The following is a 13,493-nucleotide window of genomic DNA, read 5'->3' as shown; positions in this document are numbered from 1 at the left end:
ATTGTTCCCCGCTTTTTTTATTCCCACACTACTTTTATCTGTAATACTCGAGACGCTGGCATAAACTTACGGCAAATGTTTCCATATAACGCCAAAACAACAATAAACGCCGGAGAAAAACTAAGGAGAATGTTCCAAAATAACGTCAAAACAGACAACAGAGACACGCGCGCAGAAAACGTACTGCACCAGTGTCCGAAGAATGGCCAGCGCGCGCTAAATCGCAGCGCTTCGGCAGGTCGTCGCGCAAACTCGAGAAAATACTGCGTGCGTATTTGGTGCGATATACTAAAAGCATGACTACACAAACTTTTGAAGCACTCGCAAAGTCGCGATTTTCTGCACGTGATTTTCTAAATAAACCAGTCGATTCTAAAATTCTTGAAACTATTTTGCAAACAGCTGCACAATCTCCGAGCTGGTCTAACACTCGTGGATACATGCTAGCTATTGCTCAAGGGGAACTAAAGCAGCAGCTTATTGATGCATATACGCAAAAATGCAAAGCAATGTTTCGTACTAAAGACGCTACCCTTAGAGAAGAAGAGCGCCTTATAGCCCAGAAAATGAGCCAGCCGGATGGAGATTTTCCTGTAATGGCTCCGTATCCGCAGTCACTTAAAGAGCGCAGTGCGCGTTTAGGGTTGGCGTTGTATAAACATTTAAATATTGATCGCAAAGATTTTCCTGCTCGGAATGCTCACACTTTGCGCAACTTCCAGGCGTTCGGTGCACCAGTTATGGGATTTGTGCTTGTGCGCCGTGATTTTCTGCCGTTTTCTGCGATGGATGCTGGAATTATGCTGCAAACGTTAATGTTGGCTGCTAAAGAGCAAGGCGTAGATTCATGCCCGCTTGGCGTTCTTGCCACGTGGCGTTCACCGCTTGACGAAGTATTCGACATTCCGCCGGAGTATGCGCTGATTACTGGTTTTGCGCTGGGGTATGCGTCTGAAGCGCACGTAAATACTTTCCGCGCGGAGCATCCGCCAATCGAACTTGCGCAAGAAAAGTAGTTCCACAAAAACCAATCTATCTTGCAAAACCCAAAGTACTTTGGAAAATATCAGATAGAAGTGCGCACATTGCGGTTATAGATTTATACGATTTTTATATGCAATGCCTATTTACTTAATTGATAAATTAGATGCAAAATCGGCAGCTATAAAAACGCAGCAAGAGGCATCTATGCTTATGCGTGAAACGGTTCGCATACTAAGGAATCAGGGCTTGACGGTTCGTGATGTTGCAGAGCTTACGGGGGTTACTCCGCAGCGAATAAGTTCGATTAAAGCTTAGTGATTTAATGCAATATGCTTTAGTCTCTGAGCAAATCAGTCGCTCAGTAGTGTATAAACTTTATGCAAAACAAATCATTAACAGATAAATAATCAAAGGCCAAGTCGTAAGATGCATGTTTACAGCTTGGCCTTTGAAAATTGCGATATGTTTTAAGTTAAAATCGCAGTCTAATGCTTTTATTTATTCTTGGCAATTCCAAGAGCTTTTGAACTTTCATCCTTATCAAGGCCTATAAATAAAAGCACGATTATGCCAATAATCAGCGGAACATAACCGTATCCAGATCCGTGGATTATGCCGAATATTTCCATAAGCCCATTTGCTATTACGGCTAGTGAAGATACTATAAAATATAGTTGCGCGCACCACGGTTTTTTAATGAGAAACATGGTTGCAAGACCAAATAATCCAGCGATAATTTGAGGCACTCCCCATAGATAATCATTACGCATTACAATCAGCGCAATTCCGCTAGCAAGAAATACACCATTGGCTATTGTCCAAAATACGGATGGAATTTGTGCTTTTGTATCTTCTAAATTACTCATATTTTTCTCCTTCTAATACAAGAAAATAATTGCGTATATCAAACCTTGACAATTTATAAATTAATGGCGTGCTAAAAGGTAAACAATATCTTGTATATGAAAACCTTTACAAATAATTACTATCTAAAACTGTTTAAGATTCATTAATCTTTTAAACTGAATCAGTAAGGCATACTATCTATATAGTTATGTTTATTTTTTAAAGGTATAACTGCATTACATTCCCAATACTTACCAAAGGCTCGAAAATAGAGTGAACCGCCTAAATGCTTTATGGTATCGCGATGAAGCAGAAGTCCTTTTTGAGATACTGAACGAATTGCATCTTTACTTTTCCTGTCCAAAAATCGAACATTGAACTGTTTTATAACAATTTGTTTTTTACGTATCGAAATTCTGATGTAATAAACTAAAGAAGCATATTTTCGCATGTTCAAATATAGTTCTTCGATTAATTCAATAACTTCACAGATGATTTCATCGTTAATATTTTCAGGAATATCGTTACTAGATATATTGCATATGGATCTTCCTTTTAATCCACAAGATGTATTGATTGAGTCATTCATTTGTAGTGTATCTTCAATGTGCTGAATGAACTCGCTTCGAGCATCTTGCTTAGCAGTATTTCCACGTAGAATGTCGATAATATTATGACCTTCTTCAAAAGCCTGATCTGCCAAATCATTTATTGCCTCAATAGCACTTCGCTGTTTTTTAGAAATAGACTTGTCAAGTAATGCTATTTTACTTTGTAGTGCAATATCTGCAATCTTATTAGTTAATCTATCGTGCATTCGCACAGCCAGATGAAGATTATTAATTGTTTGCTTATCTTTTTCATAAAGAACCATTTTTTGGTGAGAAATGCGCAAAATAATACCAGTGCAAACGCAAAATATATTTATTAAAAGGTAAGCAATAAGATACTTGAAAGACAAAGTTGATAAGTATCGGTATGCAACGTAGTGTAATACATCTATTACTAAGAATAAAGGTAGTGTAAATTGAATCGGATATAAATACGAAATAAAAACAAATGATATGATGAGCCCGAAAGTTACTGGTGGAAGATTCAGACTAGGAATAACAAGAATGCTGAGGTGTACAAAAATATAGCACATGCTCATAAAATGCGGGAGCAAGCAAAGAAACAAATTTATAGCAGCAAGAATCATGTAAACTATGACAAGTTGTATTGTGCTATTGTCGCTATTTGAGTAAATATATGCATCCATTGCGCTCGACAAACATCCCAATAGTAAAAATGTTTTATTGTCAATAATCTTTTCTCGCAAACGACGCATTAAGAAAATAATCATTGTGTATCATTTCCTAAATATTCATCATGCAGCCATGTGGTAATAAGTTGTGAACGATTTGTCACATTCAATTTTTTGAACACGCGACGAAGGATAGTTTCCACAGTACAAGTTTCAACAAATAAACGTTTAGCGATTTGCGCATTAGTCATTCCTTTACTGCACAACTTTACAATTTCAGTCTCATGATCCGTTAAAGCAAGGCGTCCATTTTTTGGCTTATTTTGCAAACGTTGAAATGCTGTCGTCGTGTCGTCAAAATGAAAATCGCCTATTATTTGTGGCTTGAACGTGCCATGAGCAATACTGCTAAGCATGGCGCAAATAGTTTCTGGGTGGTTCTTTCCAACAATGCCTTGCGCGCCTGCTGTTGATGCTTTTAAAGCATAATCGTTGATAGGGAATGAAGTTATAGCAATTATTATTGGGAGTGAGTATCTTCTTCGCAATTCGTATAATATTTTAATTCCCGAAACCCCAGACATATACATGTCAATTAGCAGCACGTCTGGGCATTGATTTTGACAAAACTGAATTGCTTGATCGGCGTGCGCGGATAACCAGCAAATATTGCAGGACGGAACAACCTGTTCAATATATGTTTTTAGGCCGTGTAGACAAAAACAATCATCATCAACAATGCCAACAGTAATACGCTTTGCTATCATACTGCTCCTTTAGAAAAGCATTATTTAAGTAATAATAATACTTGAATTTGTATGATGAATATCTTGTCTAGGAAAACCTTTACAAAGCAGATTGTATAAAGGTAGTTGCTTGGAGCTTACGGGGGTTACTCCGCAGTGAATAAGTTCGCTTAAAGCTTAGTGATTTAATCACAATGTGGTTGAGGCTATGCGCAAGTAAGTCGCTCGGTAGTGTATAAACTCTATGCAAAATAAATCATTCTCTGGTATTATGCAAGCTCCAAAAATCATAAATAAAATCATCATTTAGTGTGATGCAAACTCTTTACGGCGATTATAAGCTATTAACCAAAAGCTGAAATTCTAAATGAAGTGGTAATCATAAAAGCGTTAATTGCAGCATTACCGAGCCCTTTATTTATTTTGGATCAGTTTGAGAGGCTTGTTTCGACGCATACTATGCGTTTACGAGTTTGGAGAGTAAGGAGCTTTGTGTTATGCGTAAGTTTACGAAGGTATTCTTGTTAGCTGCTCTGCCAGTGTGTTTGCTTACTGCATGCTCTGGTAGAGCAGTTGATAATAGTCAGCAGCAGGCATCACGTGATTCAGTTCCACTTGTTTCAGTCAAAAAACAGCCTTTAATACAAGTTGTGTCGGGTAAAGCAGCAATAGAACAATCGTCTACCTTTGTTATCACTGCTGTAAGTAGAGGGAATTTTTCTCCATCGGTAAAAGCAGGAAGTGTTGTAAAAGCTGGAAGTGTTCTAGGCTACAATGCTGGTAGCAAAATTATTGCTCCCGTAGACGCTAAAGTTGTGTCAGTAGCTGAATCATCTGCGGACGTGCCTAAATCTTTCACGCTATTCACTCTTAAATATGAAGGTTTTTCAATAAGCCTTAACGCAAAAGCTTTACTTCGTTCTGCGGATATTACAGATGTTAAAGGTCGCTTCCAAGTTGAAGACGGTGTTGGACCAACCAATTGTTTGCAAATAGTACAAAGCGGTGGAACTTCTACCGATGTTGCAGCCTCGGGTAGTAGCAAGAATGATAGTGCTGATTCGACTCAAACAGATGAGTCGAGCGCGCAAAGTGCACCTAGTGTATCTTCAAAAGTTTTAACGTGTTTAATAGATAAAAGCGCAGAAGTAGAATCAGGTCAAAATGCGACGCTTGTTTTTAATGGCAAGCATAAACAATCGGTTCTAACACTGCCCGTTAGTGCGGTTGCTGGAAGAGTTCAAAAAGGCTTAGTCTCATACAAAAAAGGCGATAATTGGGAGCATAAAGAAGTTGGTCTTGGAATCAGTGACGGCGCTAATATTGAAATTACGTCTGGCTTGCATGAGGGTGATGTTGTAGCAGGTGTTTCTCCTGATCTCATTCCAGGAGTGCAATGATTATGGAGAACAATCCTGTTCCACTGGTTGAAATACAAGACGTGTCAGCGCGTGTAAAACTAGGCAATGGCGAATGGCTTACCACTGTTAACTCTGCCTCTATGTTACTTAATCAAGGTGAAACATACGCGGTAGTTGGCAGGTCTGGTTCCGGCAAAACAAGTCTTATTTCTATTATTGGATTTTTGAATAAAAATTTTACTGGAAAATACTATTATTCTGGCAAGTCAATCCAAAAGTGTAGTGATAATACAGTATCGCATATGCGCGCTCGAAATATTGGTTTTGTTTTCCAAAACTATTCTCTCATTAAGCATTTAAGTATTAGAGAAAATGTTGAGTTGCCGCTTTTATACGCAGGACTACAACAAAGCAAGCAGACAAGAAGAAAAACGATAGAAGAAGCATTATGTGCTGTTGGATTGCAAGATAAACTAAACGAATACCCTGGAAGTCTATCAGGCGGTGAACAGCAGAGAGTCGCGATAGCGCGTGCTCTCGTTACTAATCCCGAATTACTTATTTGCGATGAGCCAACTGGTGCGCTCGATAGTAGTACGGGAGAAAAAGTGCTTCAAGTGTTGCATGATCGTGTTCAAGAATCTGGAACAACATTACTATTAGTCACTCATGATATGAAAGTAGCTCGTTCTTGCTCTCACATTTTTACTATGGAAGGCGGTGTTCTTTATGATCATGCTGCTTAAAGATTTGCGCCTGTCTCCTATGAGATCCTTCCTCACAGGTTTTTCAATGTTTATAGGCATCATTGCTGTTATTGCGTCAGTGCTTATTGGCACGGTTGGTAAGGACTATCTTATTGCAACTAACGAACAGCTAAACGGTCGTAGACCAACATACGAGATTACTTTTTCAGCACAAAATTTTAACGAATATTCAGTATTTGACAAATTCTTAAATCGCATTGAATCCGCAAACCGTAACGCTAACGTTATGCTACAACCAAACACTGGACTACTGTTTAGTGCTTCTATGCCAGCCTCGAAGAGTGTAAAAATAAGCAAAGAATATAAAACCAGCAATCTTCAATATGTTGATGCTGTTTACACTACGGCAGGATACAACAGAGTTTATAACTTACCTATTGTAAGTGGAAGATGGTTTAGTAATAGCGCTAAAAGCAACGCATTAGAAATGGTAGTAAACCAATCTGCTAGCAAAAGATACAAGATTGGTGAAGTAGCATTTATTACTTCTCGCAAAACAACACAAATGAGTCCTATAAGGATTGTTGGAGTTGTGAGCGATGGCGTAGACTCAGCAAAAGTATACGTGAATATTCTAGGATTATTACGTTACGCTCCAACTCTTTGGGAATATTCTGGAAAAGAAGCTCAAGGCTCAATCTACTGGTTGAATAAAGAAAATCGTCCTCAAAAATCAATTAAATCTTATGTTTCAGATGCTCTTTACGACTGTTGTGGTGGACAAGTAAACGAAATTAGAAGACATGATAATAGTGATGATTACGAGAATGTGATAATAGTATTGCAATTAAGTTTTGCTATCGTAGCAGCATTATTGCTTTTTGTTTCCGCGCTAGGTTTAATCAATATTGGTTTAGCATCGTTGGAGCAGCGCACGCATGAACTGCTTATACGCAGAGCTTTGGGTGCTACTAAATGGTCGATTGCTTCACTCGTGTTAGGCAGTGCGATTATTTTAGCACTAATAGTTTCGATTGCTGCTGTTGCTGTTTCTTTTGGTCTTGTGTCTATAGCATCAAGTTTTTGGGATGCAGCAAGCCCAGTTAGTCCGCCAGTTTACCCATATGAAGCTGCTATTGGAGCTGTTATTGCGGCTTTTATTACAGCGCTTGCTGGAAGTGTGGTGCCGGCAATAAAAGCATCGCGTTTACAGCCAGCATTAGCATTGCGTTAATTTTCAAAAAATAAGAAAGAAGGAATAATGAATAATCATACTATTGGTAAAGCAACTCTTATTGTTGGTGTGCTTAGTGCGCTTCTTATGCTTAATGCGTGTGGAGGAATAGGCAACAATAATGTGAGTGGTGTGGATGGTGCGCGATCGCAAAATAGTTCGTCTATAGAGACTGTTGATTTTGCTCATATAGAGAAGGAGTATCAGGAATCTGTGGCAAAGCTTAGTTGGCCTGAAAAATATAAAGCTCCTGCAAACTTGGTTGGAGAAGAAAAAGACAGCCAGTTCCAGAGTGGATATGGTGATACGCAAGCATCTAATTATTATCAGTGTGCTTGGGAACGGCAATGGTTAGACACGTATGCTAGTGATGAGCAAGCGGCAAGTAAAGCTTTGCATGAGCTCGAAAAAGTGCCTAGCATGCCGTTTATGGGTCCAGACCGTTGTGATGATGCAACGCGAAACTTTTTCAAAGAGCATATGCGTAAAGCAAAACTAGGAGATCCGTCAGGATTCCAACAGGATGTGCAAACTAATTGTCCTGTGATGTAATTGCATTTGCATAGCTTTATTGTGCTTTCGCACTAAATAGCTTGTTATATGCTTCTTTTTACCCATGCTGATGGTGTCCAATAATCTTTGGTAAGCATTGATGGGTATGTTTGTTTACGAGCTTGAATAATCCATAAGGCTATACCTGTTGAAACAAGTATTACGCCAGAAGCAATCATTATGAATAATGATGAATTTAGATTTCCCCATGCTAGTACGCTTGCATACCCTACGATAATGCCGCATTGCTCCATAATAGAAGTAAAAGTAGTAGTTGCGCCGAGAATGTGTGTTGGTATGCCATCGAGAAGAGCTGTTTGCCCATAGACAATAGTGGCGTCAAAAATAATACCTGCAATGAAAGCAGAGCAAAGAAAAAGAGCAATCCAATTATTAAGTGCGAAAATAAGTAAAGGAATAGAAAGGAACCCAGGTAATAAAATAGAGTATAAAATCTCATAATGTAGCACAATATATTTGCATAATAGCGAACCTACAATCATGCCAATGTTAAATATGCTGACTATTGACCCCCACGTGGATGCCGAATGAAAAAGTGTGAGACAATGGTGTGCTCCCATTAGTCTGAATGCAGCAAGCCATGATCCAGATTGTAATGCTGATACTACTCCTAAGACTATTAACCATGGTGTAGATTTCATATAGTGTAGAGAAGCTGCAAAACCAGCAGTTTTATTGCTTCCTGTCTTCGTATTGTTTGAGCTATTTTGTGCTTGCTGGTTTAGATTAACTAACAGTAGAGGTAGCGCCGCTAGTATCATCACAATAGCAATGCTCGTAAAGAAAATGAGCGGATTACATATATCAACAAATATGCCAGTAATCGCAGGTGCAGCAAGCCTGCTGAGATTAATCCACATACGCATGCTTGCCAAAAACTTGGTTTTTTCGCCAGTTGGTGCGCTATATGCCATCAATACTTTTTGATTAGGCGAAGAAAATGCGGTAAAGAACCCGAATATTATGCCGAGTAGTGTAACCGTAATAGCAATAAGATTATGCTGTGCTACTAAAGCGAAACCGTATCCAGTACACAACAAGGCAAAACAAAACGTTAGTGCTATAAACAATCTAGTTGGTGGATATTTATCTGCAATAATTCCGCCAAGCGGTGCTGCTACGCAGGTCATAAGTGCTACGGAAACCGCGTTAAGCGCTGCGTGAGATAAGTCGACATGTATTAAAAGATATAGACTTACGCCAAATCTACAGCTCGTTAAAAGAAAAGCATTAAGCGATAAAACGGATATAATCAAACCCGATCGTACTCGTGCTACAGCGCTCATTGCTTACTCTTCTTACTTTTCTTTCTTTCATATTAAGAATGATATGTGTCTTTTGATATGTACACCTTTATTTACACCTTTTTCTGGACTGTGAGCGAAATGAGTGTTTTGTTGCAGTTTATAGGTGGGGGTTGCGGCTACTGGCGATAGTAGGAGAGGAAGCTGGAGAGTTTGCTCATTGCGTCGCGAAGCGTTTGCAAGCGCGGCAAGTAGACTACGCGGAAGTAGCCTGGAGTTTGCCAATTAAAGCCTTTTCCGTGCACAATCAGCAACTTTTGATCGCGTAGCAAATCAAGCGCAAACTGTTCATCGTCGTGAATGTTGTAGCGAGCAGGATCAAGTTTTACAAACATGTAGAAAGCAGCATCCGGTCGCTCAACGTTTACGCCATCCATCTCCTGAAGTGCGTTATAGCAGTACTCGCGCTGCTCGTACACGCGCCCACCCGGCTCCAAATACTTTTCAACGCTCTGGTATCCGCCCAAAGCAGTCTGAATAATCGACTGTGCAGGAACGTTCGAGCACAAACGCATATTAGACAGCATGTTAAGTCCCATAATGTAGTCGCGAGCTTTGGATTTATCTCCCGAAAGGCTCATCCAACCAATGCGGAAGCCAGCAATCATATGCGACTTAGAAAGTCCGCTAAAAGTTACGCAGAACACGTCTGGAGCAAGAGAAGCAATCGAAATATGCTTCTTGCCGTCCATAACAAGACGGTCGTAAATCTCGTCCGCAAAAATAATCAGATTAAACTCGCGCGCAATCTTAACAATCTCTTCCAAAACTTCGCGACTATACAGCACGCCCGTAGGATTATTCGGGTTAATAATCACGATTGCTTTAGTGCGAGGCGTGATTTTAGAGCGAATATCGGCAATATCTGGATACCAATGCGACTTTTCGTCACACATGTAGTGCACAGGAGTGCCGCCAGCCAAGCTCGCGCACGCAGTCCACAACGGATAATCTGGGCTTGGTATAAGAATCTCGTCGCCGCAATCAAGCAGCGCTTGCATAGAAAGGTTAATCAGCTCGGAAACGCCGTTTCCAGTGTAAATATCTTCCATTTGCACGCCTGGAATGCCCTTGAGCTGGTCGTATTGCATAATTGCTTTGCGCGCAGAGAAAAGTCCGCGACTATCCGAGTAGCCTTCGCAGTCAATAAGCTGCTGCTGCATGTCGTAAATTACTTCGTCTGGAGCGCGGAAGCCAAAAGGCGCAGGATTCCCAATGTTGAGCTTTAAAATATGCGTTCCATTTGCTTCCATACGGTTTGCTTCTTCAACAACAGGACCGCGAACGTCGTAAAGCACGTGTTCGAGTTTTGTGGATTTGTTGAAGTTTCTATGTTTGAGTGTTTGTGAAAGTTCAGCTTCTGTAAGCTGTGGCTGATTTAATTGTGATTCTTCTGCAGACTGGCAGTTTTGCTCGATTTTTGCACAAGAATGACCGCCTTTGATTCCGTCGCCGCTGATTCCAAGAATTTCAGCAAGCATGTTACGCACGTCTTTGCGAGGCTCAGTTTTGCCGCTTAAATACTGGCTTAACTGGCTTTTGCCAAGTTTATGGCCGTTTTTTGATGCAAGCTCGATTACGTCAATCTGCTTGTATCCCTTGCGTTTCATAGCTTTCTTAAGCTCGTCAGCAAAATTCTGTGCCATAATCTGTCTTCCTCGTAAAACCAGCATTTATAAATTGAACAAGTTCACAATAAAGTTCAAAATATAAGTATTAAATTGAATTATTTGCCCAATAATAGTCGCTGAAATTGTTTTTGTATAGTAATTTTTCAAAAATGACGAAAAATAGTAGAAAAATTGAACTAAAGTATAAGAAATTGAATTTATTTTGAACTTTCGTGAATGTGTTTTGTGGCTTAAGTTTAGGAATAATGCGTGATTTACGCTATTGCGTACGTCTTGTATAAGCTCTGTTAAGCGGTTTGATACCATAAAGGCTATGTATTTCTTTACTCCGAGGCGCTGCGAATCTACCCAAAAAATCATGTATAAGAATAAAGGGCAGGCTCTTATGGCAGCGGAGCAAAGTTTACGAGAGCGCGGAACACAGTTATGGGTTTATGCTTGCGAATATTGCGGATGCTGGCATTTGACGCATAAGAATCCGGTAGATCGCATGTATTCCGATATGCGCTCGCCGTCTGCAAGCGCGAAGCCGAAATCTAGAAAACGCGGATACAAGCCAAGACGGCGCTAAGTTAAAGTTGTGCTAAGTTAAGGCGGAGCTAATTATGCAACGTTAAAACCTTGCCTTGCAACTTGCTCAACATCCTCTGCCTCATGCTTTTTCGCACTATTATCAGTTGCTAATGCAACAATTTGCGCGCTAAAAGCATCAACTGGTCGGCTAGCGTTTCGCAAATCGTAATATTGATGCACGCGATTGTCGAAATCAGCAAGATTTTCTAATAATTCAGCGTCGTCAGCAGGGTAAGTGTTTTCAAAAATCTGCATGTTAGCGCTCATTCGTGGCTTTAATTCCGGATTTTGCGCAGGCTTACCAATTGCCAAGCCGAGCGCAGGGTACGTGTATTCAGGCAAATTCAAAATATCAATAAGCTGAGTTCTACTGTTCAAAATTGAACCAAGGATTACGCAACCAAGTCCCAAAGATTCCGCGGCAGTTTCCATGGCATGAAGGGCTAAAATAACGTCATTTTGTGCTTGAGTAAAGCGGTAACGAGTTTTAAGCATGAACTCGTCGCTGCTGGCGTCGATGCCATTTTTTTGCGCGATTGCAGCGTTTCTGTGTTGGTCAATAATAAAAACGTACAACAGCGGAGCAGTGGCAATATATGTTTGATTGCCGATTTCGGAAAGCTTCTGCTTAATTGAGTTATCCGTAATTTTAATCGCTGACCAGTCGTTCAAAAACTGGCTGCAGGCGGCTCGCTGAGCTACGGTTTCAAGAGTTGCGACTGTATCTTCGTCAATTGCTTCGTTGCTAAAAGCGCGAATTGAGCGGCGGTTCAGTAAAGTATCAATAGTTTCGTTATGGCGTAAGTTTTGCACGTTTCTTTTGTCCCTTATCTTATTTTTCTTTTTCTTATTTCTGCATTCTCAGTTCATTTGTTCAAAATCAGAATTTATTTTTTCTAAATTGACGCTTTCTTTGCCTTCGCGCAATATAAGATAAGGTTCCGCTGCTTACTAAGCGACCAACAATCGTAGTAAGAATCGCAGAAAATACTGCAAAACCAATAGACATTAGCAACGGCTCTTCTTGCTTAACACGTTGCTTTTGCTCAATTTTTTCTTTAGAAAGATTGTTAGGATGATTGTTAGAGTCTAAATTGATTTTTCGAGTATCAACATGTTTTTTCCATATTACGTGCGCAATCTGCCCGGCAATAAACGTTGCGAAAGAAGGCAGCGCGGCTTTAATCAACGAATCTCCTAAAGTATTTGGGTTTTTTAATCGGCGCTCGCGAAGCGCATCAATCTTATGATTCGCTGCATTAAGTCGTTGCACGGTAATTTGAGCTGCGCGATGATTGCGAGCGAATTTATTATTTGCCGATGATAATTGCGTCATATTTTCTATGTTAGTGGTAACGAAATACCAATTTTGGCGGTAACATAGAACAGTAATCTTGATTTGCAGCAGTGTGGATGCATTTTGAGAATTGTTTACGTAAAAATCAGTCGTGCTGTGCGGCGCCCGGCGCGATAGAAGGGTACTTGGCGCGCTAAAGGAATGTGAAGCTATGCAAACTAATGGCACTCAAGAATCGAATGATGAAAAGTGTGAAGAACTTGGACGTTTAGTGCTGCTTCGTCACGGCCAAACAGCTTGGAGTGTGTCCGGTCAACACACTGGGCGCACAGATTTGCCGCTTACTGAAGTTGGTGTTGAACAAGCAAAAGAAGCTGGGGAGCGTTTGCGTAAGGAATTTCCGCAAGGTTTTAATCCAGATTGTGTGCTTGTTAGCCCGCTTCGTCGTGCGCAGCAAACAGCTCAGGGCGCTGGATATTCTCCATATACTTTGTGTGAAGGGGTTGTTGAGTGGGATTATGGGGCAGCAGAAGGTCGCACGCGCGCTGATATTGCTGAATTAAGTGGAGTTGAGGCTTGGGATGTGTGGAAGCATGGGCCTAAAGCACTTCCTGCGCATATGATTACTGATGCTAAAGAAACTTTGCCAAATGGCGAAAATGTTTCAGTGCACCGTACGTCTGGTGAAACTTTGCAAGAAGTTGCAGATCGCACGCAAAGCGTTATTGATGCTGCAATGCCTAAACTTAAGCAGGGTAAAAATGTGCTTGTGGTTGCGCATGCTCATGTTTTGCGCATACTAACTACTCGCTGGCTGGGAGTAAATCCTGAATTTGCGCGACTTCTTCGTATGGATACTGCGCATTATTCTGTGTTGGGCGAGTACAAAGGAGACAATGTAATTGTGCATTGGAATTGCTGAAATACAGTTTAGAATTTCAGATATTTTCAGATATTTTATTGCGATTTGCGCAAATTTTTTTGCAAAGATATT

At 40.4% G+C, this 13,493-nt stretch carries 14 protein-coding genes and 1 pseudogene; 8 read left to right on the top strand and 7 right to left on the bottom strand.

The features are described from left to right. Positions 1-296: 296 nt before the first annotated feature. Both ACJV7B_RS05590 and ACJV7B_RS05585 read left to right on the top strand, forming a co-directional pair. Positions 297-1,016, top strand: a complete 720-nt coding sequence (locus ACJV7B_RS05590; RefSeq protein ID WP_375169222.1) for a nitroreductase family protein — start codon at positions 297-299, stop codon at positions 1,014-1,016. A 127-nt stretch (positions 1,017-1,143) separates the two neighbouring features. After that, positions 1,144-1,299, top strand: a pseudogene (locus ACJV7B_RS05585) (helix-turn-helix domain-containing protein); the annotation flags it as partial. Between the two features lie 179 nt (positions 1,300-1,478). Here the strand turns inward: ACJV7B_RS05585 and ACJV7B_RS05580 are convergent. From ACJV7B_RS05580 to ACJV7B_RS05570, 3 genes are all read right to left on the bottom strand, one after another. Further along, complete coding sequence (locus tag ACJV7B_RS05580) at positions 1,479-1,850, bottom strand: hypothetical protein (RefSeq protein ID WP_004112863.1); 372 nt, start codon at positions 1,848-1,850, stop codon at positions 1,479-1,481. A 161-nt stretch (positions 1,851-2,011) separates the two neighbouring features. Further along, positions 2,012-3,172 (bottom strand): hypothetical protein, encoded by a 1,161-nt coding sequence (locus tag ACJV7B_RS05575; protein ID WP_004137066.1) that lies wholly within the window; start codon positions 3,170-3,172, stop codon positions 2,012-2,014. Beyond that, the gene (locus tag ACJV7B_RS05570) at positions 3,169-3,840 is read right to left on the bottom strand and encodes a response regulator transcription factor (protein WP_004137067.1); all 672 of its coding nucleotides are present in this window, start codon (positions 3,838-3,840) and stop codon (positions 3,169-3,171) included. The genes ACJV7B_RS05575 and ACJV7B_RS05570 overlap by 4 nt, the downstream gene beginning before the upstream one ends. A gap of 476 nt (positions 3,841-4,316) precedes the next feature. Here ACJV7B_RS05570 and ACJV7B_RS05565 point away from each other — a divergent pair, with 476 nt between their 5' ends. The 4 genes from ACJV7B_RS05565 to ACJV7B_RS05550 are packed head-to-tail and all read left to right on the top strand — an operon-like array spanning position 4,317 to position 7,673. Continuing rightward, complete coding sequence (locus tag ACJV7B_RS05565; protein ID WP_419389161.1) at positions 4,317-5,219, top strand: efflux RND transporter periplasmic adaptor subunit; 903 nt, start codon at positions 4,317-4,319, stop codon at positions 5,217-5,219. Further along, positions 5,216-5,926, top strand: a complete 711-nt coding sequence (locus tag ACJV7B_RS05560) for an ABC transporter ATP-binding protein (protein ID WP_419389160.1) — start codon at positions 5,216-5,218, stop codon at positions 5,924-5,926. The genes ACJV7B_RS05565 and ACJV7B_RS05560 overlap by 4 nt, the downstream gene beginning before the upstream one ends. After that, positions 5,910-7,121 carry an ABC transporter permease gene (locus ACJV7B_RS05555; RefSeq protein ID WP_419389159.1) on the top strand — a complete coding sequence of 404 codons (1,212 nt, stop codon included), beginning with the start codon at positions 5,910-5,912 and terminating at the stop codon, positions 7,119-7,121. The genes ACJV7B_RS05560 and ACJV7B_RS05555 overlap by 17 nt, the downstream gene beginning before the upstream one ends. A 27-nt stretch (positions 7,122-7,148) precedes the next feature. Beyond that, positions 7,149-7,673: a hypothetical protein gene (locus ACJV7B_RS05550; RefSeq protein WP_375169228.1), complete on the top strand. Its 525-nt coding sequence runs from the start codon at positions 7,149-7,151 to the stop codon at positions 7,671-7,673. 44 nt (positions 7,674-7,717) lie between these two features. Here the strand turns inward: ACJV7B_RS05550 and ACJV7B_RS05545 are convergent, their stop codons facing one another. Beyond that, positions 7,718-8,980, bottom strand: coding sequence for an MFS transporter (locus ACJV7B_RS05545; protein WP_419389158.1), 1,263 nt, complete (start codon positions 8,978-8,980; stop codon positions 7,718-7,720). 137 nt (positions 8,981-9,117) lie between these two features. After that, complete coding sequence (locus ACJV7B_RS05540; RefSeq protein ID WP_419389157.1) at positions 9,118-10,644, bottom strand: aminotransferase class I/II-fold pyridoxal phosphate-dependent enzyme; 1,527 nt, start codon at positions 10,642-10,644, stop codon at positions 9,118-9,120. 298 nt (positions 10,645-10,942) lie between these two features. Here ACJV7B_RS05540 and ACJV7B_RS05535 point away from each other — a divergent pair, with 298 nt between their 5' ends. Next, positions 10,943-11,200, top strand: coding sequence for a hypothetical protein (locus ACJV7B_RS05535; protein ID WP_032841754.1), 258 nt, complete (start codon positions 10,943-10,945; stop codon positions 11,198-11,200). Positions 11,201-11,232: 32 nt separating this feature from the next. Here ACJV7B_RS05535 and ACJV7B_RS05530 read toward each other — a convergent pair whose 3' ends face one another. Together ACJV7B_RS05530 and ACJV7B_RS05525 are read right to left on the bottom strand one after the other, a co-directional pair. Beyond that, the gene (locus tag ACJV7B_RS05530) at positions 11,233-12,015 is read right to left on the bottom strand and encodes a nitroreductase family protein (RefSeq protein ID WP_419389156.1); all 783 of its coding nucleotides are present in this window, start codon (positions 12,013-12,015) and stop codon (positions 11,233-11,235) included. Between the two features lie 67 nt (positions 12,016-12,082). Next, a complete protein-coding gene (locus ACJV7B_RS05525; protein WP_419389155.1) occupies positions 12,083-12,538 on the bottom strand; it encodes a DUF4235 domain-containing protein in 456 nt (151 codons plus the stop codon). Positions 12,539-12,710: 172 nt separating this feature from the next. Between ACJV7B_RS05525 and ACJV7B_RS05520 the strand changes: the two genes are divergently transcribed. Continuing rightward, entirely contained in the window at positions 12,711-13,421 is a 711-nt protein-coding gene (locus tag ACJV7B_RS05520) for a histidine phosphatase family protein (protein WP_004137084.1), read from the top strand. The last annotated feature ends 72 nt before the right edge of the window (positions 13,422-13,493 follow it).

Origin of the sequence: Gardnerella bretellae, from assembly GCF_048545135.1 — a bacterium.
Classification (GTDB): domain Bacteria; phylum Actinomycetota; class Actinomycetes; order Actinomycetales; family Bifidobacteriaceae; genus Bifidobacterium; species Bifidobacterium greenwoodii.
The sequence above is the reverse complement of the archived record's forward strand: the minus strand, read 5'-3'. Positions and strand labels throughout refer to the sequence as shown.

Coding starts and splice junctions, on each gene's coding strand:
- ACJV7B_RS05590 (WP_375169222.1), top strand. CDS start 297: ATGACTACACAAACTTTTGAAGCACTCGCAAAGTCGCGATTTTCTGCA.
- ACJV7B_RS05580 (WP_004112863.1), bottom strand. CDS start 1,850: ATGAGTAATTTAGAAGATACAAAAGCACAAATTCCATCCGTATTTTGG.
- ACJV7B_RS05575 (WP_004137066.1), bottom strand. CDS start 3,172: ATGATTATTTTCTTAATGCGTCGTTTGCGAGAAAAGATTATTGACAAT.
- ACJV7B_RS05570 (WP_004137067.1), bottom strand. CDS start 3,840: ATGATAGCAAAGCGTATTACTGTTGGCATTGTTGATGATGATTGTTTT.
- ACJV7B_RS05565 (WP_419389161.1), top strand. CDS start 4,317: ATGCGTAAGTTTACGAAGGTATTCTTGTTAGCTGCTCTGCCAGTGTGT.
- ACJV7B_RS05560 (WP_419389160.1), top strand. CDS start 5,216: ATGATTATGGAGAACAATCCTGTTCCACTGGTTGAAATACAAGACGTG.
- ACJV7B_RS05555 (WP_419389159.1), top strand. CDS start 5,910: ATGATCATGCTGCTTAAAGATTTGCGCCTGTCTCCTATGAGATCCTTC.
- ACJV7B_RS05550 (WP_375169228.1), top strand. CDS start 7,149: ATGAATAATCATACTATTGGTAAAGCAACTCTTATTGTTGGTGTGCTT.
- ACJV7B_RS05545 (WP_419389158.1), bottom strand. CDS start 8,980: ATGAGCGCTGTAGCACGAGTACGATCGGGTTTGATTATATCCGTTTTA.
- ACJV7B_RS05540 (WP_419389157.1), bottom strand. CDS start 10,644: ATGGCACAGAATTTTGCTGACGAGCTTAAGAAAGCTATGAAACGCAAG.
- ACJV7B_RS05535 (WP_032841754.1), top strand. CDS start 10,943: ATGTATTTCTTTACTCCGAGGCGCTGCGAATCTACCCAAAAAATCATG.
- ACJV7B_RS05525 (WP_419389155.1), bottom strand. CDS start 12,538: ATGACGCAATTATCATCGGCAAATAATAAATTCGCTCGCAATCATCGC.
- ACJV7B_RS05520 (WP_004137084.1), top strand. CDS start 12,711: ATGCAAACTAATGGCACTCAAGAATCGAATGATGAAAAGTGTGAAGAA.